The 21,547-nt window shown below is 61.4% G+C and carries 22 protein-coding genes and 1 pseudogene; 7 read left to right on the top strand and 16 right to left on the bottom strand.

Going from position 1 to position 21,547, the window contains the following annotated elements; translation table 11 throughout:
- Positions 1 to 702: 702 nt before the first annotated feature.
- Positions 703 to 852, bottom strand: coding sequence for a hypothetical protein (locus tag AC0L30_RS40150; RefSeq protein WP_198288232.1), 150 nt, complete (start codon positions 850 to 852; stop codon positions 703 to 705).
- A gap of 614 nt (positions 853 to 1,466) precedes the next feature.
- A pseudogene (locus AC0L30_RS40145) lies at positions 1,467 to 1,831 on the bottom strand (PRC-barrel domain-containing protein).
- A gap of 702 nt (positions 1,832 to 2,533) precedes the next feature.
- Between AC0L30_RS40145 and AC0L30_RS40140 the strand changes: the two are divergent.
- On the top strand, positions 2,534 to 2,737 hold the full coding sequence (locus AC0L30_RS40140) for a hypothetical protein (protein ID WP_007592755.1): 204 nt from the start codon (positions 2,534 to 2,536) through the stop codon (positions 2,735 to 2,737).
- Positions 2,738 to 2,772: 35 nt separating this feature from the next.
- On the opposite strand, the gene AC0L30_RS40135 is transcribed toward AC0L30_RS40140, so the two are convergent.
- The 10 genes from AC0L30_RS40135 to AC0L30_RS40090 all read right to left on the bottom strand — a co-directional run bounded on the left by AC0L30_RS40135 (position 2,773) and on the right by AC0L30_RS40090 (position 11,914).
- A complete protein-coding gene (locus AC0L30_RS40135) occupies positions 2,773 to 3,774 on the bottom strand; it encodes a formate dehydrogenase subunit gamma (protein ID WP_473406569.1) in 1,002 nt (333 codons plus the stop codon).
- A 39-nt stretch (positions 3,775 to 3,813) separates the two neighbouring features.
- Complete coding sequence (fdh3B, locus tag AC0L30_RS40130; RefSeq protein WP_473406568.1) at positions 3,814 to 4,410, bottom strand: formate dehydrogenase FDH3 subunit beta; 597 nt, start codon at positions 4,408 to 4,410, stop codon at positions 3,814 to 3,816.
- Between the two features lie 12 nt (positions 4,411 to 4,422).
- On the bottom strand, positions 4,423 to 7,371 hold the full coding sequence (locus AC0L30_RS40125) for a formate dehydrogenase subunit alpha (RefSeq protein ID WP_473406567.1): 2,949 nt from the start codon (positions 7,369 to 7,371) through the stop codon (positions 4,423 to 4,425).
- 12 nt (positions 7,372 to 7,383) lie between these two features.
- Positions 7,384 to 7,593 (bottom strand): twin-arginine translocation signal domain-containing protein, encoded by a 210-nt coding sequence (locus AC0L30_RS40120; protein WP_219680064.1) that lies wholly within the window; start codon positions 7,591 to 7,593, stop codon positions 7,384 to 7,386.
- On the bottom strand, positions 7,590 to 8,414 hold the full coding sequence (locus AC0L30_RS40115) for a molecular chaperone TorD family protein (protein ID WP_219680068.1): 825 nt from the start codon (positions 8,412 to 8,414) through the stop codon (positions 7,590 to 7,592). The genes AC0L30_RS40120 and AC0L30_RS40115 overlap by 4 nt, the downstream gene beginning before the upstream one ends.
- Positions 8,415 to 8,548: 134 nt before the next feature.
- On the bottom strand, positions 8,549 to 9,157 hold the full coding sequence (locus tag AC0L30_RS40110; protein WP_473406566.1) for a DUF3306 domain-containing protein: 609 nt from the start codon (positions 9,155 to 9,157) through the stop codon (positions 8,549 to 8,551).
- A complete protein-coding gene (locus tag AC0L30_RS40105) occupies positions 9,154 to 9,666 on the bottom strand; it encodes a DUF3305 domain-containing protein (protein WP_473406565.1) in 513 nt (170 codons plus the stop codon). Before AC0L30_RS40105 ends, AC0L30_RS40110 begins: the two co-directional genes overlap by 4 nt.
- The gene (locus tag AC0L30_RS40100; RefSeq protein WP_219680077.1) at positions 9,663 to 10,670 is read right to left on the bottom strand and encodes a DUF6352 family protein; all 1,008 of its coding nucleotides are present in this window, start codon (positions 10,668 to 10,670) and stop codon (positions 9,663 to 9,665) included. Before AC0L30_RS40100 ends, AC0L30_RS40105 begins: the two co-directional genes overlap by 4 nt.
- Positions 10,671 to 10,694: 24 nt before the next feature.
- A complete protein-coding gene (locus AC0L30_RS40095; protein ID WP_473406570.1) occupies positions 10,695 to 11,201 on the bottom strand; it encodes a DUF6505 family protein in 507 nt (168 codons plus the stop codon).
- 8 nt (positions 11,202 to 11,209) lie between these two features.
- Positions 11,210 to 11,914 (bottom strand): biotin/lipoate--protein ligase family protein, encoded by a 705-nt coding sequence (locus tag AC0L30_RS40090; protein WP_473406564.1) that lies wholly within the window; start codon positions 11,912 to 11,914, stop codon positions 11,210 to 11,212.
- Between the two features lie 195 nt (positions 11,915 to 12,109).
- Between AC0L30_RS40090 and AC0L30_RS40085 the strand changes: the two genes are divergently transcribed.
- Positions 12,110 to 14,080: a 4Fe-4S binding protein gene (locus AC0L30_RS40085; RefSeq protein ID WP_473406563.1), complete on the top strand. Its 1,971-nt coding sequence runs from the start codon at positions 12,110 to 12,112 to the stop codon at positions 14,078 to 14,080.
- A 33-nt stretch (positions 14,081 to 14,113) separates the two neighbouring features.
- Here AC0L30_RS40085 and AC0L30_RS40080 read toward each other — a convergent pair whose 3' ends face one another.
- Positions 14,114 to 15,403, bottom strand: a complete 1,290-nt coding sequence (locus AC0L30_RS40080; RefSeq protein WP_473406562.1) for a c-type cytochrome — start codon at positions 15,401 to 15,403, stop codon at positions 14,114 to 14,116.
- A 459-nt stretch (positions 15,404 to 15,862) separates the two neighbouring features.
- Between AC0L30_RS40080 and AC0L30_RS40075 the strand changes: the two genes are divergently transcribed.
- From AC0L30_RS40075 to AC0L30_RS40060, 4 genes are all read left to right on the top strand, one after another.
- Positions 15,863 to 16,132, top strand: coding sequence for a hypothetical protein (locus AC0L30_RS40075; RefSeq protein WP_473406561.1), 270 nt, complete (start codon positions 15,863 to 15,865; stop codon positions 16,130 to 16,132).
- Between the two features lie 102 nt (positions 16,133 to 16,234).
- The gene (locus tag AC0L30_RS40070) at positions 16,235 to 16,357 is read left to right on the top strand and encodes a hypothetical protein (protein ID WP_007592777.1); all 123 of its coding nucleotides are present in this window, start codon (positions 16,235 to 16,237) and stop codon (positions 16,355 to 16,357) included.
- 454 nt (positions 16,358 to 16,811) lie between these two features.
- The gene (locus AC0L30_RS40065; RefSeq protein ID WP_007592779.1) at positions 16,812 to 17,237 is read left to right on the top strand and encodes a YybH family protein; all 426 of its coding nucleotides are present in this window, start codon (positions 16,812 to 16,814) and stop codon (positions 17,235 to 17,237) included.
- A gap of 245 nt (positions 17,238 to 17,482) precedes the next feature.
- Complete coding sequence (locus AC0L30_RS40060) at positions 17,483 to 17,659, top strand: hypothetical protein (RefSeq protein ID WP_245285875.1); 177 nt, start codon at positions 17,483 to 17,485, stop codon at positions 17,657 to 17,659.
- A 275-nt stretch (positions 17,660 to 17,934) separates the two neighbouring features.
- On the opposite strand, the gene AC0L30_RS40055 is transcribed toward AC0L30_RS40060, so the two are convergent.
- Positions 17,935 to 18,483 carry a helix-turn-helix transcriptional regulator gene (locus AC0L30_RS40055; RefSeq protein ID WP_198288336.1) on the bottom strand — a complete coding sequence of 183 codons (549 nt, stop codon included), beginning with the start codon at positions 18,481 to 18,483 and terminating at the stop codon, positions 17,935 to 17,937.
- A 624-nt stretch (positions 18,484 to 19,107) separates the two neighbouring features.
- On the opposite strand from AC0L30_RS40055, the gene AC0L30_RS40050 reads away from it, so the two are divergent.
- The gene (locus AC0L30_RS40050; RefSeq protein ID WP_035992968.1) at positions 19,108 to 19,899 is read left to right on the top strand and encodes a Crp/Fnr family transcriptional regulator; all 792 of its coding nucleotides are present in this window, start codon (positions 19,108 to 19,110) and stop codon (positions 19,897 to 19,899) included.
- Between the two features lie 280 nt (positions 19,900 to 20,179).
- Here the strand turns inward: AC0L30_RS40050 and AC0L30_RS40045 are convergent, their stop codons facing one another.
- Positions 20,180 to 20,662 carry a phasin family protein gene (locus tag AC0L30_RS40045; RefSeq protein ID WP_473406560.1) on the bottom strand — a complete coding sequence of 161 codons (483 nt, stop codon included), beginning with the start codon at positions 20,660 to 20,662 and terminating at the stop codon, positions 20,180 to 20,182.
- Positions 20,663 to 21,238: 576 nt separating this feature from the next.
- A partial coding sequence (locus AC0L30_RS40040; RefSeq protein ID WP_473406559.1) for a hypothetical protein occupies positions 21,239 to 21,547 on the bottom strand: 309 nt, incomplete at its 5' end.

Here is a 21,547-nt window from a genome sequence, read left to right as displayed (position 1 = left end):
CGAAAACCGAGGAGTCCGACGAGCTCTAACGGTTAACTGGAAAGATCAGCGCGCTGCGGCCTACCGCGTAGGGTTACAAGCCGCCGCCGCCGATCGAAGGACCAGTCAATGCGCATCCGTCTCGTTGGTGGCACGGGGCTTGTTCGATCGGCAATCCAGGCCAGACCGTCCGCCGAAGGGCCCGAATGCGTATTGGTATCGCGCCACCCGGCGGCACCTGATACGCACCACATCACCCTCGATATGGTCGGACCACCGACGCTTCGAAATGGGAGGACGCTCTTGCCGGCGTTGATGTCGTTGTCAATGCGGCGGGTGCCTTGCAGGGACAGGACATGCAGGCGGTTCATGTTGCTGGCAGCGCGGCGCGGGGGCCAATGCAAGGGTGCGAAGTCATTGGATGTCTCAGCAGGCGGTTGCTGGGCCCGGCCCGGGCCTAGCAGAATCCCGCGCTCGTTTCATTGTATGCGGCGCCCGAACCGTTGGGGCTGACTGACATCAGCGCCGAACTGAACCAAGGCTGGAGCCGAGTGACTTCCGCAGTTTGCCCGAAGCTGCAAATGTCTTCTGCTCTTGTCGCCGTTTGACCCTGAACGGACATGCTAGGCATAAACAGCTGGACGCGGTGTGGTGTGAGGTCTTGGCTTTGGTTTGCTCGGACGTCCGCATCACGGACTGACGCGCTCGCACCAAACCCCTGCCCTACTGGGCTTGATCGTAGGCCTGCAGGATCCGGACAAAATCAGCCATGCTGGATCGATCTTGGTTTTCAGCCATAGCTGCAACCTGAGTATTGGACACGCGTTGGCTTCCCCGTCTGAACCGCATCAGGAGGTCGGCGATGTTTCTCATGGCGGACTCTCTGCACTAACTACGGCCGTAAGCGTCAGTTGAGCGGCGAAGCGCCGCTAGATCGGGAGAAGGGCCGGCGGGCGCTACGCCGCCGGTCTCGTCCCGCAACTGCCGGCTCGCAGGGCCGGTTCCGTTGCTTTTCAGTCTGGATGTATCGGTAACATTAGCCCTTGGTCGGCGCCATCGCGCACAGGTATGAAGTGACCATACTTAGGTAGACTTGGGTTAGTGAATCGGGATCGGGAGCCATCCCGATCGGTACCGTTCGAATTGGAGGCTGCCGCTGACGAGGCCATCGCTGCCTGCGGTCGAGACACCCGGGAGGCGGTCAAGGCGCTCATTGTCGCGAACGGGCTCCTCGAGGCGCAGGTCGAGGATTGCGAGCCTCGGTTTCCGCCGGCTACTCGCGCGGCCCGTTCGTCGTCCGCGCGACCGTCCCCCCGAATTGACCAAGTAGGCACTTCGAAACCGCCGTCGAAAAGGCGTCCTCGGTCAAGCTGCAGATCCGAGCTTCATCCTCCACGACCAGAACACGAATGGCATTACTCGCCTCGGCGACCGATGCGGTCGTCTCGCGTGACGGTAAGTGCGTCGACCCGCAAATGTCGTGCGCCTCAGCCCACCGGCACACCGTAGTAAGCCTTCACGGAGCGCGTGGTCGCGGGGTCACTCCAATTCCAGCTGCTCTCGTCGGCGTATTTCGGGGCGCCGCGGAGCTGGTCCTGGGTGATGCCGGTGACGTAGCCGCCGAGGTTGATGTCGTATCTCAGCGCCTGCCATGGCAACGGATAGTGATCGTCGCCAATGCCGAGCAGCCCCCCGGAAGCTGAGCACCGCGTACGACACTTTGCCGCTGACCTTGTCGATCATGACCCGCTCGATGTAGCCCACCTTTTCCCCGTCGGCCCCGTAGACGTTCAATGCCTTCGACCTTGTCGCTTCCGATCAAGCTGAAGGTTTCGCGATCTTCCATGGCCATGTTGAGCTCCCGGCTCCGTTCCTGGCTGAAAAGCCCTGGTAACGTTGTTCTCGCCATCGTCAGCGATGGGGCCGCCCCGGACGGCGCGGCCCGCGCTGCCCGTGAGGGGCAAGCAGGTCCAAGGTTCCTGCGGCAGCGGGATGGCGGAGGGACGCGGCCTTGCTGGCCTGATTACACCTCTGTGATAAAGGCCGAGGCGCTTTCGCGAAAGCTCTCAGCGCGGTCGCCTTCAGCCGCAGCGGGGATGCGGCGATGGGCCACTTCGGAAACGCAACCGTGATACGGAAGTTTGGCGAGGTCCTGGACGACCTGAGTACGCGTGAAGCCGCTGGTTCAGTTTTTTCAAGTCGTACTCGGTGCGCAGCCGGCCCACGATCGCTCCGATCACCTCCCCGCATCTTGCTGTCCGTCCGACATGATTGCGACCTTCCAGGTGTCGTGACAGGGCAAGATGAGATGGCGATATAGGTCGGCAACTCGCAGCTGTCTTCCATTGTTGGACCTTCGGCCCTTCTAAGCTCCGGAACACGTGCGCGGTCCATACTTCTTGTTTGGCGGCGCAAACCATCGATGGACTGCCCGACCTTCGTTCAGCCGTCGGAACCGGAAAAAAGGCTCGAACGATGTGAGGCGGCTCACATCACCGGGACCAATTAGAGCCTACGCCGTCTTGGCGGATACAACACCGGACGGAGATGTCGAATGAAACGCCTTATGCTTTCGCTCGTCACGGCCCTGCTCGTCATCGGTGCGGCGACCAGCGTGCTCAGACCGCATGCACTTCTTCACTCTGCACAGAGCGGCATGCCAAACATTCAAGAGCTGCAGACAGCCCAGGCGAGCACGCTGGCCGAGCAGGAGATCGAGGACCGGTCCGTTCTGTTTGCCAGAGGGCGCACGCAATAGAGCACACCTGACCGGCCCTCTTCAGCCGCTCCCCCTCATTCCGCCGCAGCGGTCACTGGTTGCGGCTTTTGATCGTTCGGCCCGGTTCGCCCACTCTGTTCGTCGAGCCAGAGGCTATGATGTTCGCGTGCCCAGTTGAGGTCGACCTCACCCGAACCCATGGCCTCGAAAGCCCCCTCCATCCCGATCGTGCCGATGTAGATATGCGCTATCATTGCGGCCACGAATAGCACGGCAACCACGGAGTGGATGATCTGGGCCATCTGCATGCCTTCAATGCCGCTGACGTAGAACGGGAACATCAGCTCGTATCCCGTCGCTGCAACGAGGCCGCCCCCGATTACGACGATCCAGTAAATCATCTTCTGGCCGGCGTTGAAGCGATAGGCCGGTGGATGATCATGGCCGACAATGCCCCCTCCCCGTTTGATCCAGGCGACGTCCACCTTGTTCGGAAGATTTCCCGCGATCCACATCAGGAAGATCAGGACGACGCCGACGGTGAACGGGAAACTCAGATAGTTGTGGGCATACTTCGCCCATTGTGACCATTCGGAGAACGCTTCAAAACCGATCAACGGCAATAACAACGGCCGCCCGAAGGTGATGTTCAGACCCGAGATGGCGAGGATGATGAAGCAGGTCGCTGTCATCCAATGCACGAAGCGCTCAAACAGCGTGAAGCGCACAATGGTGCGCCCCGATCGCCCGCTTTCAAGCCGCACCATGCCACGGGTGAGATAGAAGATCACGAGCAAAGCCAGCATGCCGATAATCGCGACGCCCCCGATCCAGCGCAGCGTGACATTGCGAAACTCCCGCCATTCGCGTCCCTGTGGCTGCTCAAGCACGCCCGATCTCTGATCCGGAATGCTGACACGGCCCTGGATTCGGTTCAGCTCCTGCAGCAACTGCTGCTCCTTGACGGAGCTTGCGGTCGGATTGACCTGCTGGGTGCTCGCTGGAGCCGCCATGATCACCAGAAGCAGTGCGCATGCGCTAAATGCCAGGCGAATGAATCTTCCAAATGACGCCATCTGCGCCTCCCGGTATCGCGTCCTTGACTGTCGTCCGCGTCAGGACTCGATCGTCTCGCGATACGCGGTCTTCCAGCCCCACGCGCCGGAGCCGTAGCCGCGCTTCATCACGCGTTCCTTGTAGATCTGGGCGATGATCTCCCCGTCGCCGGCGAGCAATGACTTCGTCGAACACATTTCGGCACACAGCGGCAACTTGCCCTCCGCCAGCCGGTTCGCGCCGTACTTCTCGTATTCCTCCTTGCTGCCATCGGCCTCGGGGCCGCCGGCGCAGTAGGTGCATTTGTCCATCTTGCCGCGTGAGCCGAAGTTCCCGACCTTGGGATATTGCGGCGCGCCGAACGGACAGGCGTAGAAGCAATAGCCGCAGCCGATGCAGAGGTCCTTGGAGTGCAGCACCACGCCATCGGCGGTGGTGTAGAAACAGTTCACGGGGCACACGGCTGCGCAGGGCGCGTCGGTGCAGTGCATACAGGCCATCGAGATCGAACGCTCGCCTGGCTTGCCATCATGTATGGTGACCACGCGGCGCCGGTTGATACCCCAGGGCACCTCATGCTCGTTCTTGCAGGCGGTGACGCAGGCATTGCACTCGATGCAACGGTCGGCGTCGCAGAGGAATTTCATACGGGCCATCGTCGTTGCTCCTTATGCCGCCGCGATTTGGCAAAGAGTGACCTTCGGTTCTTGCATGCCCGTCGCGGGATCATATCCGTAGGTCGTGATGGTGTTCGCGCTTTCGCCGAGAACGATCGGATCTGTCCCCTTCGGATAGGCGCTGCGAAGATCCTTCCCTGCCAGCCAGCCGCCGAAATGGAAGGGCATCCAGGCGACGCCCTTGCCGACACGCTCGGTGACGAGCGCTTTCATCCTCGCTCTGGAATTGTTCTCTGCGCCGGTGACCCAGACCCAGCCGCCATCCTTGACGCCGCGATCAGCAGCATCGGCCGGGTTGATTTCGATGAACATCTCCTGCTGTAGTTCGGCAAGCCACGGATTGGTACGCGTCTCCTCCCCACCCCCCTCATACTCGACCAGACGGCCCGACGAGAGGATGAGCGGGAACTGCTTGGCAATCCCCTTCTCCACAGCAGCCTTCTGCACCGAGAAGCCGATGTTGGGCATGCGAAACTGCTTGGCATTGGGCAGCGTCGGATATTTCTCGACAAGATCTACACGTGGCGTGTAGATCGGCTCGCGATGGACCGGAATCGGATCGGGCAGGCCGAAGGCGTTCATGCGTGCCTTGCCGTTGCCGTACGGCACGCAGCCGTGTTTGAGCGCGACCCGCTGGATGCCCCCTGAGAGATCGAGCGACCAGGACACCGAATCCGGATTGGTCGGATTGATCTTCATGATCGTGGCCATCTCCGCTTCGGTGAGATCCGTGTCCCAGCCAAGCTTCTTCAGGCTCGCCAGCGTGAATTCGGGATAGCCGTCCTGGATCTCGGAATCCTTAGAGTACGATTTGTCGGCCAGCAGGCTGACCTTGCGCGTGGACCCGTCTGGCAGCTTCTCCTCGCGTTCGATACCGAAGCGCGGCCGGAACGTGCCGCCGCCGTCCATCACCGCGAGATTGGTGTTGTAGAGCAGCGGCGTGCCGGGATGCCGGACCTCCGGCGAGCCCCAGCATGGCCACGGCAGACCGTAATAATCGCCACCGACCTCTGGATCGTCCTTGGGGGCTCGCATCGTCAGCATGTCGAACTTCGCCTGATTCTTCATGTGCGCCTTAAGCCGCTCAGGCGATTGCCCGCAATAGCCGGTCGACCAGCTGCCGCGGTTCATTTCGCGCAGCACATCTTCTGCTTCAGGCAGATCGTTCTCGACCTTGATTTTCTTGAACATCTGGTCGGCGAAGCCGAGCTTCTTGGCCATCAGATAGATGACCTCGAGATCGTCCTTGGATTCGAAGATCGGTTTGACGATCTGCTCGCCCCATTGCAGCGAGCGGTTCGAGGCGACGCGCGATCCCTTGCACTCGAATTGCGTGGCCACCGGAAGAATGTAGACGCCATCCTTGCGGCCGGCCTCGACCGCCAGCGATGCCCAGGTCGTGGGATGCGGGTCGGCAATGACAAGCAGGTCCAGCGCCTTCAGGCCTTTGAGAGACTCCGGAATGCGTGTGATGCTGTTGCTGGCGTGTCCCTGGACGAACACTGCCCGCACGTTGTCCTTCTGAGCGACCTGATCTTTCGGCAGCGTTACTGCCTCGAACCAGCGGGTCAGAGGAATGCCGGGAGTCTCCATGATCTGCTTGGAATCGAAGCGCGACTTCAGGAATTCGTAGTCAACGTCCCAGACCCGCGACCAGTGCTTCCACGCGCCCTCGGCGAGACCGTAGTAGAACGGCAACGTCACAATATCGAGCCCAACGTCGGTCGCCCCCTGCACGTTGTCGTGGCCGCGGAAGATGTTGGCACCCATGCCCGGTCCACCCACATTGCCGGTCAAGAGCAACAGGATGCAGCTCGCCCTCACATTGGCGGTGCCGACGGTCTTCTGGGTCTGGCCCATGGCCCAGATCAAGGTCGACGGCTTCTCGGTGGCGAACAGCTTGGCGACCCGCTTGAGCTGTTCGCCTGGAATGCCGGTGACGCGCTCCACCTCATTCGGATTCCATTTCTCCACTTCCTTGCGGAGATCGTCGAAGCCGTAGACGCGCTGCCTGATGAATTCCTTGTCCTCCCAACCGTTCTGAAGGATGTGCCACATGATGCCGTAGAGCACCGGAATGTCGGTGCCCGGACGCATCCGCACATATTCCGTGGCGTGCGCAGCGGTGCGTGTCATGCGCGGGTCGATGACGATGAAGTTGGCCTTTTGCAGTTCCTTGCCCTCGAGCAGATGCTGCAACGAAACCGGATGCGCCTCGGCCGGATTGCCGCCCATGATCATCTGGGTCTTGGCGTTGCGGATATCGTTGTAGCTATTGGTCATCGCGCCATAGCCCCAAGTATTGGCGACGCCGGTGACAGTGGTCGAATGGCAGATGCGTGCCTGATGGTCGGTGTTGTTGGTGCCCCAGAACGCCCCGAGCTTGCGGAACAGATAAGCGCCTTCATTGGTCATCTTGGCCGAGCCGAGCCAATAAACGGAATCGGGACCCGATTTTTCGCGAACTTCGATGATCTTGTCGCCGATCTCGTTGATCGCAGTCTCCCAGGAGACGCGCGTCCATTGCCCGTTTAAGAGCTTCATCGGATAGCGCAAACGCCGCTCGCTGTGCACCAGCTCGCGTACGGAAGCTCCCTTCGCGCAATGAGATCCTCGATTGATGGGGGAATCCCAGCTCGGCTCCTGGCCGATCCAGACCCCGTTCAACACCTCCGCGGTCACGGTGCATCCGACCGAACAATGCGTGCAGATGCTTTTCTTGACGGTGGCCCCGGCGGTCAGCGGACCCGCCACGGCCGCTTCCGCCTTGCGCACGCCGGAAATCGGCATGGTCCCGAGTGCTGCGAGCGCGCCACCCGCAAGACCGGACCGGCGCAGGAAGGCGCGGCGATCGAGACCGCCGGTCTGCCTTGCCATGGTGTCGGCGACCGAGCCGCGGCGGACGGATCCGGAATGCTCTTGTGTTCGCTTGATAAGCACGGGCGGCCTCCCTCAGGCGGGATAGCGGTTGACGCGGTAATAGGCCTTCACGTGATCGGATTCCTTGTAGCGCGACTTGCGCTTCTCATCGTCATTCTCGCTGTCGGCCTGCGCGGAACCGACGAGTGGCGTCGCCAACATGGCCCCAGCGCCTACCGTGCCGATGCCAACCCTGCGGAGGAAGTCGCGCCGTCCGACGATCGCTTTCTTTTCATCGCTCATCGCACCTCTCCCGGACCAGCCTCGCATGGCCACTTCGCGAACGAAAATCCTTGCCTCTCGATCTCGATAAACAGGCGGCCGAACGTGCCGACCGTGCGGTAGAACCTTGCGCTCGCCGCCTGCTCCATGTCGCCAAACAGACGTCCCATCCAGGACGAAACGTGTTTCTCGAACAGCGCACGCTGCGCAACGAACGGCGCTTCCCAGCGGCCATCAGCCATTCCGGCCATGATCGCGCAGAGGATGGCGGCATGATCCTCAGGCTCGGAATTGCCCTCGGCGCGCGCGATGCCGAGCTCCGCGAGATCCGTCCGCAAACGTGACAACGGCCGCTCGTTGAGGAAGCCGGTCAAATAGTAGGAGGCGTAGGGCAGCAACTCACCGCGGCCGAGACCGACAAAAAGGTCGAAATATTCACGTTCGACCTGAGCTGCGGTCGTGTGCGAAGCGGCTTCCGCCAAGCCGGCGTGAGCCTGACCGAGTGGCGTGCCGTCTCCGCTCAAACCCGTAAGCCGATCGAGCAAGCGCTTGGACGGCGCAGCTGCGAGCAAGGCGGCGAGAAGGACATATTCCTGCGCTCGCGCAACATCGATCGGATCGATGCTGTCTTGCGATGCCGTGTGTTCGTGATGGTGATCGGGATAGAGATCAGGCCGCAGCTCGGCCCGAGGAACACCTGTTGCAGCTTCGACCGCAATCACCCGCTGAGCGGGTATCTTGCTCCAGTTCGAAATCGAGGGCTGGCTGATGTGGATTTTGCGCGCAAGCTGGGCCACGCCGCCTGCGGCGTCAATGGCGCGATAGAGCCCGGCGTCACGCACATGGACCTCCGTTGCCTGAGACCCTCGAGCGAGCAATTTTACTTGCGCAACAAAGCGCTAGCAAACCTAGACCTGGTTCCGCAGACGGTCAATCGCCGCTCAATAGGTTGAGGCTATAGCCTTTGGTAGCAACACTATTGAGGCAGGGCACTGCCATGTACGCGGCGCGGAACAGTATCGGGCTCTATGGCCGGTTGCGATGCAACGGGAGCCGCGATCTCTGTGGGACCGGCTTCATCAGGCGTCTCGGTAAGCCCAGCGGAGTGCACAATATCCCCATTCGGAACGTCCGAGGACTTCTGCAATTGCGTCGGCGTGTCAGGCTGAGTCTCTGCGGCGTCACGCAGACCCCCGACGATCCGGTCGACCCAGGCTGCCAGCTCCGCCTGCGAGCAATCGAGCGGTCCAAAGCCCGGCATGGCATTCGGATCGTTAAAGTCCCAGGCGTTCTCGGCGAGCCCCACGAAATCGCGGATCGCCGGATCGGCCGTCCAGGCGCGGCGAAGGGCCGCTTGCATCAATTCGGGCGGAATACCTTTGCGCAGGAACGCGGTGATGTCGGTTCCCGCCGCGATCGCGTCGATCGACGGCAAGCTGCCGAGATCCACGTCCGGTTCGGGCTCGGCCGCGGCGGATGGCACCGCGGCTGCACCGGCCGGCCCGGCTGTTTCCGCTGGCGGAACGTTCGAATTCGACTCGCGCTTGCGACGGGACCAACGTGCGAGAAACTCTTCCTCAGTCATTCTTGCCCGCCTTCATGCTGCCGACGCGCCAAAGCCTCGGGGTCGGCGCGCCGTCGCTCGCGTTTGACGAACTCTCGCTCGACGTGGTGTTCGGCAATGAAGCTTTCAATCAGCTCGCGCACTACCTCGGGCATCGGTACGGCTTCAACCAGATTGTCAGCGGCCTCGGTAAACCCCTCTCCTTCCGCGGGATCAGCGGTCGTGGCGGCGATCGCATAAGGCCAAGCTCCCTCGGATGGGCTCAAGACCACCCAGAGGCTCGGCGTGCCGGAGGCAATATTGTCGCGGTAACGCGCAGTTTCCGACACGTACAGATCAACCGTTGCGCTGCCGGCATAGAACCAGGTGGTGCCGCCCTGTTCGCGCAAGATTGTCCAGGGCTCCGTGTCCGGTTTGTCAGGCAACACGGCGGCGCTCCGCCAGATGAAATCGCCCCACGGCGAATCCACCTTGCGCCGTTCGACGACGATACCGACGGGAATACGCTGGAGTGGCAGGGCAACACTCATGAGATGGCCTCCAGGCGCCTGATCGGGAGTCCCCTCAACAGGTTCTGCGGTTTCATGCGGAGCTTCCGATCGGCTGTCATCGCTAGGATCAGATAGACCGGCTCGCCCCGCAAGGTCTCTAGGGCGAGTTGAGGATCCGCAAAGGTCAGGCGAAACAGCGAAAGAACTCGCCCTGCGCTGAGCCCGTCGAGCTCCTCGCCATGCCAAAGCCGATCGCCCATCTTGGTGGCGTCAGCGTCCAACCCGATATACCAGGCCAGCTTTACCTCGCGTAGTTCCGTCAGCGGTTCAATGCGAACATCGATCCCGAGCAGATGGGAGACCCAGCGCGTCATCGCCTGTGCCAGCGCGCGAGGGCCTCGCCCACCCGCGGTGAGATCGAGGGCCATATCGAACTGGTCGCTGCGTTGCCAATAACTCTCGGCATTTTCCTCGCTCAGCACATCGAGCTGGGCGTCAGTCTTGGTGCCCAGCATCGAGATCAGCGACAAGATAGGCGTCGGACTGCGATCGCCGACAACCTCTTCATCGCCAAGCAGCAAGGCCTGTTCATGTGGAAGGATCCGCTGCGGCCGGAAAAACAGCTCGGCGGCGCGCAGCACGAACACATCGTCGTTGGCGTCAAGCGCATTGCGCAAGATCACATGCACGAGCTGATTGATGAACAGCGGCGGCAGGACGTTTGACGACGAACTCAGAACTGCGAGATACGCAGCTTCGAGCGTCGGGTGCCGCAACATGAGATCGCGAAACCCCACCACGAAGCGCCAGTTCTCCCGCGCGTCCTCATCGGCGATCGCAGCGACCTCGTCGGCTGCGACCGCCCGGCGCGGATCAGCAAGCATCTCACGATGCAGTCTTTGTTCGACCGGGCACGCGTCCTTCGGCGGCATCAGCTCGGGACGGGCAAAATAAGCCTTCAAGAATTCGTCGGTGACACGAAGCCCGCCGCTCTCGTCGCGATCGAGCAGATGATGGCCGCATGCGATCCAAAAATCACTCATCGGAGGAGCCGCTCCTGGCCCCCATCAGTTAAGATCGCTGTCGGCTTTGACATCATCCTCGATTTCCATGAACGAGAATGCCTTGCCGTGCCGCTGCCCTTCCCGCAATTGCAGCTTACGGAAGCTCTCGTGGACGTCGCCGTCGCCGCCCGAGCGGTGGACCGCAATGAGCGAGCTGACCGGGTGCGAGCAGAGCGACTGTGCAAAGGTGACTTCCTCTTCCGCAGCGGCCCTCGCAATTGCCATGTCCGGTGCGCCGAACCGATCGACAAGTTGTCTGGCAAGGAGCTCGATCAGCACCTGGCAATCGTCCTCGGTTGCCGGAACGATCTGCGCGAGCGTCGACCATCCCCAGGATTGCACGCCAAGAAAGCCGCTGCGGAAGGCGGCACGTGCCTTTCGGCTCAGCTCCGCCGGATCCTGACCGCAGAAGCGGAAGGCGCCGGAGACGGCCCACTCGCCTGGCATTGCCGGCACGTCGAACACGAAGGTGTCGGAGGGATCCAGGGCGATCGTGCGTAGAAGTTTGATAGTCTTTTTCACCGCCTCGGCCCTCCAAGCGTCGGATCGAGCCAGGATGGCGAGGCCAGCGCGTCGACGAGAGCTGCCCGCTCGGTCGTATCACGACCCGTGCGGCGCGTGAGCAGATCGCCGCGATCATCGATGCGTCGGAGCGTTTGCCGCTCGCGAGGGATACGGCTGAGATATTCGCGCGCGACGCTGTCAAATCCATCGACCTGCCAACTGTCGATCGCCCGCATCAGGTGCCGCGCAAAGCTCTCTGTCATCTGTACAGCGCCGGCCTCGCCGAACCCTTCCTCATCGAGGGCGGAGGCAAGCGGGCGAACACCGGGATCATGATCGTTGATCATGACTGTTCGAATCATGGCCCCAAATACGAGCCAATCCGGCGGCTCATCCTCGTCCGCGGATGCAGGCCAGCCAAGCCGTCCCCCTACGAGTCCACCGTCAATCCTCACCGCATCGGGCCAACCGATCGCAACCTCCTTGGCCGGCGGCGCACAGGCGCGCAGGGCGTCGGTCAGGGCGACCATGCCGGCGTAAAAGGCGCGGCGTGCGGTGGTCAGCGGCTCCGTCGGCTCCAGCACCACCGCGAACTCGGCGACGTCGAACCGCCCTACATAGACCAGCGTGCCGGCACCGCTTTCGGGTGCAATGCAGCATGCATGGGCGAACGCGTCTCCGCTCTCGCGCAACCGGACCAAGGCAAAGGGCGGCGGCAATTGGATCCATTCCGCCGTAGAAGCGAGGCTGGTTGGGATCGACCGCAGGCCTTCCTCCAATTTCTCCTTTTTCCCGATTGACAATATCTATACGAAGCGAAGGATCGGAGCGAGCCCGTCATTCGTCGCCTTCTCGGAGGGATGAACCTGGAGCAGCCAGCGAAGACCATCCTGATTTGCTCGTGTGAAGACACGATGCGGCTTGACGTGGCCGCGATCAAGCGCGGATGCGGCAATGGCGACATCAGGAGTTTTCGTCACCTGTGCGGCGCCGAGCTCGACCACTTTGGCGCATGCGCAAAGGCAGAGGGCCCTCTGACCGTTGCCTGCACGTATCAGCAATCCTTGTTTGCGGAGCAAGCCGGCGATCGTTCCGCGCCGATTGCTTTCGTGAACATTCGCGAGACGGCAGGCTGGTCGACCGAAGGCACGCATGCGGGCCCCAAAATGGCAGCGCTGCTCGCAGCCAGCGCCGTGCAGGCGCCCGATTATCCACTTGTCACGCTTGCCAGCGACGGCGTCATCCTGATCTATGGCCGGGACGCGGCGGCGATCGAAGCCGGGCTGCTGCTTTCGGATCACCTCGATGTGACCGTGATGCTGAGGGAGCCGGGCGCGATCATCTCGCCTGTGGCAACGCCCTTCCCGGTCGTTAAAGGAACCATCCGTAACGCCAGAGGACATTTTGGCGCTTTCGAGCTCACCATCGATGACTACGCTCGCCCGCACCCCTCCTCGCGCGATCACTACGTCTTTGAAACTCCACGCAACGGCGCCACCTCGCGTTGCGACATCGTCCTTGACCTATCGGGAGAGAGGCCGCTGTTCCAGACGCATGATCTGCGCGACGGTTACTTGCGGGCCGATCCCAGGGAGCCAGGCGCCATGCTCCGCGCCGTCCTGAGCGCGCGCGATCTCGTCGGGCGTTTTGACAAGCCTAGATATGTCGAGTTCACGCCCGATCTTTGCGCCCATTCACGCTCGAATCTGACTGGCTGCCATCGCTGTCTTGATCTATGCCCGACGAATGCGATCACGCCAGCCGGCAACCATGTGGCCGTCGATGCCGAGATGTGCGCCGGCTGCGGCCAGTGTGCCGCCGCCTGCCCGACGGGCGCCGCGTCCTACGCGTTGCCGCCCGCGGACACCCAGCTTCAGACCATCCGCGCCATGCTGCTCGCCTATCATCAGGCGGGTGGATCGAACCCCGTGCTGTTGCTGCACGACCGCCAACGCGGCACGCCGTTGATCGACGCGCTGGCGCGGCACGGCGATGGCCTGCCTGCCCACGTCATCCCTCTGGCCGTCAACGAGGTGACGCAGGTTGGGCTTGAGGCTGTCATCGGTGCCTTTGCCTACGGAGCGGCCGCGTTCCGGTTTTTGCTCCGCGGCAAGCCACGGCATGACGTGGCTGGACTGACCCAAACGATCGACATGGCAGAGACCATCCTTGCGGGCCTCGGATTTGAAGAGCGCCGGGTTACTGCGATCGAAACTGACGATCCGGATTCGATGCTGGAGCAACTGAGGAGCATCGAGCAGCTTGCTGCGGTGAACACGCCTGCGACCTTCAAGACAGTCGGCAAGCGGCGCGACCTGCTTCGCTTCGCGTTGGGCGAACTGCATCGGCTCGCACCGAAGCCGGTCGACGTCATTGCCTTGCCTCAGGGCGCTCCGATTGGCGCGGTGAGTGTTGATACCGGTGGATGCACGCTGTGCCTGTCCTGCGTTTCCGTTTGCCCGACGGGCGCGCTCCGCGACGATCCCGACCGTCCAGTGCTCAAATTCGTCGAGGATGCCTGCGTGCAATGCGGTCTCTGCCAGAGCACCTGTCCCGAGAAGGTCATCACGCTGAAGCCCCAGATCGATTTCCGCGCAGGCCGCGCGCCGGCGATTGTGATCAAGGAGGAAGAGCCTGCCCTTTGCATCCGCTGCGGCGCGCCGTTCGGCGTCAAGAGCACGATCGATCGCATAGTGGCCAAGCTCGAGGGCCGGCATTGGATGTATCCGGCCGGCACCAAGCGCCTCGACGCCGTCAGGATGTGCGCGGATTGCCGTGTGATCGTGATGAGCGAACAGCGGTTCGATCCGTTTGAGGGCGTGCCCGAACGCGCGCCGCCCCGAACCACCGAGGATTATTTGCGCCGGCCGGACAGCAAGACGTAGGCGCGACGTCCCTCGTCCAGGTTAGGGCCTCGCCTATTGCGAGGTCGCCCGGGCCAGGAAGTCGGTCAACGCCCGGCGGTCTTCGGCCGATCCGATGCGCTGCTCCGGCATCTTCGTTCCCGGCGTGTAGGCGTTGGGCCCGACTTCAAACAGCTTTGCGACGGTCTCGGGGCTCCAGACGATATCCATCGTCTTGAGCGCCTCGGAAAACCGATAGCCCGAGAGCGAGGCGATTTTCCGTCCGAACAATCCGGCAAGCGTTGGCCCTGCACGTTGCGGCTCCTTGTCCGACAGCGTGTGGCAGGCAACGCAAGCGCGAAAAATATCGGCACCATGATCGCCCGCATAAGCGGCCAGCGGATCCGCTGATGTCCCGAACAGGTTCGAATCGACGGGCTCACCGGTATACACGTTCCAGCGCCGGATCTTTCCGTCCGCACCTCCGGTCACGAGCGTTGCTGCATCATGCAGAAACACGACCGACCAGATCGGGAAAACGGGGCCCACGAGCGTCCGCAACACTCTCCGCGGCTTGCGCTGCACAATGGCAACCGTGCCGTCGATGCCTGCGGCGGCGATCAGCATCCCTTCATCGGAAAGCGCCAAAGCGACGATCGGTGCCAAGCCCGCGGCCACCTGGCCCTCCAGCTCCCCGTCCCTCGTCAACATGCGCAGCTTGCCGTCAGCCCCTGCCGCGACGATCTCGCCATCGGGCGCGATGGCGACGGCGTTCAATGGCGCTGGCAATTCCACCGTCTCAGGCCGGCCCTCGGGCAAGCGCCAGATGCGCAACGCACGATCATAGCCGACGCTAACGAGCGACATGCCGTCCGGAGCGAAGGCCACACCGTTCACATTCTGCGCGTGACCTTCGAACACCCGGGCGGCGCCATCAGCCAACGACCAAAGGCGCACGCTATGGTCCCAAGAGGCCGAGGCGAGGCTCGATCCGTCCGACGCCACGGCGATTGCCACGACGGGAGCGGTATGCCCCTCGAGGACTTGATCAGGCTGTTGGCGACCGGCTGTCCATACCGCCAGCCGGGCGTCGGACCCCGCGGTGACCATGCGGCCGTCCTGCAGGAAAGCAACGGCGTTAACGGCGTCCGCATGATACCTTAGCACCTCGCCCGCCGCGTTGGTCTTAAGCGACCAGCGGATGACGGAAGTGTCGAAGCTGCCCGACAACAGGCTGTCGCCATCAGCCGAAACGGCGAGCGCACGGACGGGGCCGCCGTGACCCGCAAGCTGCGCGTGCGCCGCTGACGCAGCAACAATCTCCAGGAGGGTTGCGGCAACCCGGGCGCACGAAGCCCATCGCATCAATCACTGCCAGCCATGGTCACTCTATGCCGTCAAGAATGCCCGAAATAAGTGTCCGCGGCACCGCGCTTACTTCTTCGGCGCCACGACTTTCTTGGACGAGCCCTCGGGCGCCGCCTGCATCCCGGGCGGGCTCTGGCCCTGCGGACTCTCGGCGGGCGCGCCGCCCGAACCCGTATTAACCGGGCCGGTCCAGCCCTGTGGCTGCGGCTGGCCCCTCTCTTCGGGAACCGTCTGTGGCGCAGGCGCCCCCGTCTGACGGGATTGGGCGAGCGCACTATCGAAGGCCACGACCGCTGCCAGGCATAGTATGGATGTCAGTGCCTTCACGGCCAGATCCTCCTTCTGGGGCGCAAGCTTCAACGAGGAAGGATCGGTATCCGTTCCTCGACGCGCACTGCGTCAGTTCGCCCGCCGCCCGCAATCTTCCCTTGAATCGCGGCAGCGCGAGTCCTAGCCTTGGTTTTTGCTCGTCATGTCAAGGAAGAAGGCATGCTGGGGCAATCGAGGCCATTGCTGCGGATGATCTCATGGCTACGCGCCATGCGCGTGTTCTTGATCGCTCCAGAGCCAGCTACCCGAAAAGCCTCGCCTCTGCTCGCTTTTACGGTTGTCGTGCTCATGCTGCTCCTCGTCATATTGGAAGTGGACTTGCAAAGCGCCGACCTTCAATCGCTGGGGTTGATGAGCGATGCATTTTCGATCGACCCGGTTTTTAAGAGCCCCTAGAGCCGGCAGCAACTGCGGGCGAGCTTGAGATCGTTCGCCACAGTTACTCACAGGAAGCGGCATCGTAAGATGAGTACCGCTTGTAAATGATGGAGTTCGCGCATGAAGGCTTTTCTGCTCGGTTGCGCTGCTGCCGTTGTGATCGCAATTGCAGCAATGGCGCTCTTGGATCAGGTGCAGAAACCAGTTGCCCAAGCGTTTGCTACAACCGGTGTCCGCCTGTAAGACTGCCCGCCACAAGACGCGCCGGGGTGGCCGCTTGATGCTCGGCTACTAATCTCCACGAGGTGAGGCGCGGGCTTCCATGACATCGCTACAAAGCGATCCCTTGTCGGAGTATCGACCGCGCCTCAAGGGCAGAATGCGATCAGGCACATCAAGAGTGGCACTTCTCCCTTCTCAGTCGAAGTACGACGTTCAGCAACATGGGAACGCTCTTTGTTGGACCGGTGGCTTGCGGCCTGTCACTCTATCGGTGAACCTTCGATAACGAGCAATCAACCTCGTCGCTCGATCGCACCCGGTGCGGCCTTGTTCTTACCTGTCAATGTTGTTGACGGTAGTCCTCCGGAGTTGCTGTTTCGCCAAACGCGGTCTGGGATGCGGCGTTCAGCGCATCCACTCGACGTCAGGACAATTGCCGCTCGCATTCGTATCTACATCAGAATTGGAGATGATCATGCGCAGCATAGCACTGGTGATCGCATTCGTGATTTCGTTGACCGGCCTAGCATCGGCCCAGAAGGCCGAAATTGAAGTGATCAACGCCAAATGGATTGAAATGTTCAACAAGGGCGACTTCTCTGGAATTGGGTCACTCTACAGCACGGATGCGACTGCATTCCCGCCCGGCTCTGCGATGGTGCAGGGCCGAGCAGCCATCGAGACAATGTGGAAAGGCATGGCGGAGCAAGTTGGCGATCCGAAACTTACCACCGTTGACGTTAAGCCGCTTGGCCCTATGGCGGCACGCGAGATCGGCACCTTCGTGCTGAAGACCAAGGGACCGACACCACAGGAAGTGACTGGAAAATATGTCGTGGTTTGGGAAAAGGTCGGAAATGATTGGAAGCTCGCCACCGATATCTGGAACGAAGGCAAGTAGCATCGTTCGCAGGCCTGCTTCGCGTCAAAAGCTTCCGAACGTCAAGGCTGTTTCATTGGCATGAAAGGGCGGGCCCTGCAGGCTTGCGCCTAATGGATTTTTCTGGATCTCCCGGTGCACACGTCGTGCACACGAAAGCCGGAGTGCACACGCGTGGCGACCTACACAAATTGCATCCGGAAACCGGCGCGTCCAAGTCCGGCGCAAGACCCGTTATGTGGCCGAGACGTTCCGAAGACGCAAGGATGGCGAAGGAAGAATGGGCGCTCGAAATGGAGCGCAACATTGACCGTAATGGATCGTCGAAGCCACGCGTGGTCCGGAACGTTCGCACGTTTGGCGATCTGATTGACTTGCACGACCAAGACATGCGCGAGGTCGGTAAGCCCCCTCGCCGATCAAAAGCTGCTGTGATGGCCTAGCTCAAGACCGAACTCGGCAGTGTGAAGCTGCCCGCTCTCAACAGAGAGTCGCTGATCGAGTTCGGAAGAAAGCGCGCCAAGCTGGGCGCTGGCCCCCGCGACACTGGCAATCGATTTGTCCTTCTCCGTACAATCATAACGCACGCCGCCGCCGTGCACGGTGTCGAGATTTCAGCCGAGGAAGCCCGCCTCGCACGCGTCGCGTTAAGTCACCTCAATTGGTTGGAAAGAGCAAAGAGCGTAACCGACAGCCCACGCAAGACGAACTCGACGAGCTAATCAAATACTTTGAGACGAACCGCCGGCAATTCATACCGATGGGACGGATCGTCAGACTGTTCCAGACGTTGCGCATTCGGTAGATTCGGCCTGTAAATTTGTGTCAGAAGCATACGCGACAGACAATCATTGGACCACGTCTGACAGGTGAAAGCCTTTGCGACACGGGCCAGGCGCCCAGCTATGTGACGGGTGAAAGCCTGCGAAAACGAGGATGCGGAGTCACAACCAAGAGCGCGGCTGATTTCGTCGTTGATCTGGTTGCTTTCTCGCAAGGCCTTGGCGACGAGATTGACGCGCCAGCGCGTCGCGCGTCTCCAGCAGGCGCTGAAGCGCCGCACCCGAAAGCCGCTGACGTCACCGCTTGGGAGGCAGGATTCAAACTTTGTTGCGATATCACGGACGCTCACGATCTTTCCCGCGGGCGAAATGCCGCTTCGCCGCCTCCCGAAGATATGTTCAAGCACGTGCAGGATCTCACCCTGTGGATGGATTCCCTCCGTGAACGTCACAAGCAATTCGCCTAAAATAGGAAGCCGCACCAAGGGCCGATCTGCTCAATAGCAGGGTCGTTCGAACTTGCGGCACACTCGTTCGGCAAATGGTGACTTAGTGGGGAAGCCGCTCGGCGAGCCGCTTTGTCACCGGCACCGCCGATCACGTTGTCGGGAGCAACCGTCCGGTGGGATCCAAAAAGCACCGTTTGAAAAACCGTTTTAGTTCGGTCTTCTCAAACCGTGGATCGGCCTAAGGCTTTGCGAGGTGCGGTGGGCGGGGCCCAAACCTGGGACCCGCTGATTAAGAGTCAGCCACGAGTTAAGAACGTTCAATGATTAGGCGGTCGCCGCCTGAGCATACTCGGCCGAAAATTGGCATCCGTCGCACAGGCATAGAGCGTCCGCTTCGATGACACTCTTTCCGGTTCCCGAGAAGGCGGACGAGCGATAGGCGTGGCCGACATCAACTGCAATGCCGCGAGCCTGCCGGTCTCCAGTTGGAGCCAATCGCAGGATCTAGCGGGATCGTGCGTGGCGGTGCCGTCGCACACGCACGACTCCCAATTGGAACCATATCTCCGGTGATCGATTGGAGCGCTGTTGAGTAGTGCAGACCAGCCGGCACCAGCCGGCAGGAGACCTAGCGCCGGACCTCCGTGGGGGACGAATCCCATGATGGACCACGCGACAAGAGTTGGTAATCGATTGTTAGCAGCGTTGCCGGCGGCGGATTTCGCTTTGCTTGCGCCTCACCTGCGGAAAGTCGTACTCAAGCGCGACGCCGTACTGGTCCGATCGGGAGATCGAATCGAGCACCTTCTCTTCCCCTGTGGCGGCGCGATTTCCTACATCGTGGACTTGCCGAACGGGCAGACTGCCGCCATAGCGGTGATCGGTCGTGAAGGTGCGATCGGTCTAACGTTGGCGCTTGGCACATCCCACTCATCCGTGACGGTAGTCGTCCGCGTACCGGGGCCCGTGCTGCAGATTCCGGCGGCGCAATTTTTGTCAGCTCTGGGGCGCAGCGCCGCGATCGCATCCATGGTGCAGATTTTCACGAGATCGCTGCTGACGCAGGTTCAGCACGTCGCGGCTTGCAATGCACTGCATTCCGTCGAAGCCCGGATGGCCTGCTGGCTGCTTCAAATTCACGACCGGGCGAATGGCAGCAATCTCCTCCCCTTGACCCAGGAGACTATGTCGGAGCTACTGGGCGTCCGACGCACCACGGTCACGCATGTTGTGAGGGCGTTGCGCGCGTCAAGAGCGTTGAAATCCAACCGCCGGGGTCAGCTCGAGATTGACCGGCCGCGGCTCGAAGCCGTGGCATGCGAGTGCTACAAGGTGATGAGCCGCAGGATCGATCGGATAATTTCGCGTGGCGGAGCAGGACTTATTCAAGCCGCGCCGGCGCGAGACGCCCGCCAGCCGCCCGGCGACCGACTATCCAGGGCAGGCTCGTAGACCCAGGCCTCTCGCGCGAACCACTCGTGTGTAGCCGCGCAGACCCGACAATAGGTGCGCGAGAAGAATACCGCGCTGCAGCGAAACCTTTCGCGATCAGTCTCGATACCCGTCGAAATAGCGTCGCCCGTTTCCGGGCATTTGATCATTACCACACCCATCTTCGTTTCCTGCAATCTGTTGCGGACCCTGAGCACGCTGGCCCGCCATCGACTGGACCGAGCGTCCCCTCGTCGCGGAAACGCCTGTCCAGTCGATCCGCGCGGCCGGTAGCCTCGGTTCAGACGGCCTTGTGCAGCACTCTGTTGAAGCTGGTCTTGATGGGCTCGGTCGTCTCGATCGCAACTTTCTGCGCGAGCTCCCAAAGCTCCCGATTCTGTGCGGAGACAACTTCGAAAGCCTCGCGGCTTCGGGCGGTCGAAAGATGCACGATATCCAGCAGCGACCTAGTCTCAGCGAGCCGGGATAAAAACTCCAGGGTGGCGCTGGTATTGTCTTTGGAAATCTCGATGACCTTGGCGCCGTAATCAACGGCCCCTCTGGCGTTCATCGAGCAGGCTTCACGGAGAATGTCGCTGATCTCCTCGGAAGTCGCTTTCATGCTCGCGATATTTTTCTTGGTCTGTGCGGCGCCCTGCTCGGCGAAGCCACGGAGGAGTTCCTGGAAATTCAAAAGCGGCAAATCGAACCTTGGTTTTGCACCATTCGCGTTCTCATTCACCGGATCGGCCTGCGTTTCGACTTTCACATTGGCATCATTCACGAGCTTTCATCCTTTCAAGCGAAACTAGTTAGTAGATTGAAGACCCCCCGCTCCCCGCACGTACAGCGCCAGAAAACTAGCGCCCCTGTTCTCGGCGTGACGGAATGCTGCTGCGGATGAACCGCTCGCCCCCCGCCGAGCCAAATATGATCGATTAAATTCGAACCATCCGTTCGCTTTCGGACTCTCGCTGAATAATTTGATGGGTTGCGACCAGGCGGAGCAGGCATAAGCTTTAAATCTGCGACGTTGCAGGGTTGCGCTCTGAGCTCGCGCGCCGTCCGAGATAGCCCGACCGGCGCAGCTCGCGCTGATGGTTCTCTTCTCGATCCACTCGGTCCCTGAGACTCTCAAGTTCCGCGAGTTGGGAGGCAAGCGCTTCGAGACGCTGGCGAAGAACAGCAGCGGGGTTGTCCACTCGAGCGCAGATTTTCATGTGAGGTCTCCTGGCAATATGTCCGCGAGAATTCCGCCAGCTTCGATGGTGGGCAAAAAAATATGCAATCAGAGAAAAACGCGACTAACATTCGGATGCTGCGTTGCCGATAACGATGCGGCGGCGCGTTAATAGAGTACTCATGTGCCCAGGCGCGGCACGCTCCATTGGGCCAGGCTGCTCAGCATGCAACAACAGCGGGTCGAACCGTTGTTAATGCTCGGAGCGGGTTGCGCTCGAAAGTCGAGTGGCGGCTCGCTCGCACTCGGGCTTGTGCCTCCGCTCGTCGTCTTCTTCATCTGCACAATCGACCCCTCCATATGCGGTCGGATCTCCGGAGTTCCCTCCCGTCGCGAAAGGTCCTTTGCCACCGGCCGCTCCGCCGGATCCGCCGCCACTGCCGGATGGCCCTCCAGCAGCAGATGCCCCACCACGCCGCCCCCCAGGTC

Source organism: Bradyrhizobium sp. MI1.11, assembly GCF_055811255.1.
The sequence above is the reverse complement of the archived record's forward strand: the minus strand, read 5'-3'. Positions and strand labels throughout refer to the sequence as shown.

What these genes read in the sequence shown, in the direction of transcription:
- AC0L30_RS40150 (WP_198288232.1), bottom strand. Translation starts at nt 852, where the DNA reads ATGAGAAACATCGCCGACCTCCTGATGCGGTTCAGACGGGGAAGCCAA.
- AC0L30_RS40140 (WP_007592755.1), top strand. Translation starts at nt 2,534, where the DNA reads ATGAAACGCCTTATGCTTTCGCTCGTCACGGCCCTGCTCGTCATCGGT.
- AC0L30_RS40135 (WP_473406569.1), bottom strand. Translation starts at nt 3,774, where the DNA reads ATGGCGTCATTTGGAAGATTCATTCGCCTGGCATTTAGCGCATGCGCA.
- fdh3B (WP_473406568.1), bottom strand. Translation starts at nt 4,410, where the DNA reads ATGGCCCGTATGAAATTCCTCTGCGACGCCGACCGTTGCATCGAGTGC.
- AC0L30_RS40120 (WP_219680064.1), bottom strand. Translation starts at nt 7,593, where the DNA reads ATGAGCGATGAAAAGAAAGCGATCGTCGGACGGCGCGACTTCCTCCGC.
- AC0L30_RS40110 (WP_473406566.1), bottom strand. Translation starts at nt 9,157, where the DNA reads ATGACTGAGGAAGAGTTTCTCGCACGTTGGTCCCGTCGCAAGCGCGAG.
- AC0L30_RS40105 (WP_473406565.1), bottom strand. Translation starts at nt 9,666, where the DNA reads ATGAGTGTTGCCCTGCCACTCCAGCGTATTCCCGTCGGTATCGTCGTC.
- AC0L30_RS40100 (WP_219680077.1), bottom strand. Translation starts at nt 10,670, where the DNA reads ATGAGTGATTTTTGGATCGCATGCGGCCATCATCTGCTCGATCGCGAC.
- AC0L30_RS40085 (WP_473406563.1), top strand. Translation starts at nt 12,110, where the DNA reads ATGCGGCTTGACGTGGCCGCGATCAAGCGCGGATGCGGCAATGGCGAC.
- AC0L30_RS40080 (WP_473406562.1), bottom strand. Translation starts at nt 15,403, where the DNA reads ATGCGATGGGCTTCGTGCGCCCGGGTTGCCGCAACCCTCCTGGAGATT.
- AC0L30_RS40070 (WP_007592777.1), top strand. Translation starts at nt 16,235, where the DNA reads ATGAAGGCTTTTCTGCTCGGTTGCGCTGCTGCCGTTGTGATCGCAATT.
- AC0L30_RS40065 (WP_007592779.1), top strand. Translation starts at nt 16,812, where the DNA reads ATGCGCAGCATAGCACTGGTGATCGCATTCGTGATTTCGTTGACCGGC.
- AC0L30_RS40060 (WP_245285875.1), top strand. Translation starts at nt 17,483, where the DNA reads ATGGCGAAGGAAGAATGGGCGCTCGAAATGGAGCGCAACATTGACCGT.
- AC0L30_RS40050 (WP_035992968.1), top strand. Translation starts at nt 19,108, where the DNA reads ATGATGGACCACGCGACAAGAGTTGGTAATCGATTGTTAGCAGCGTTG.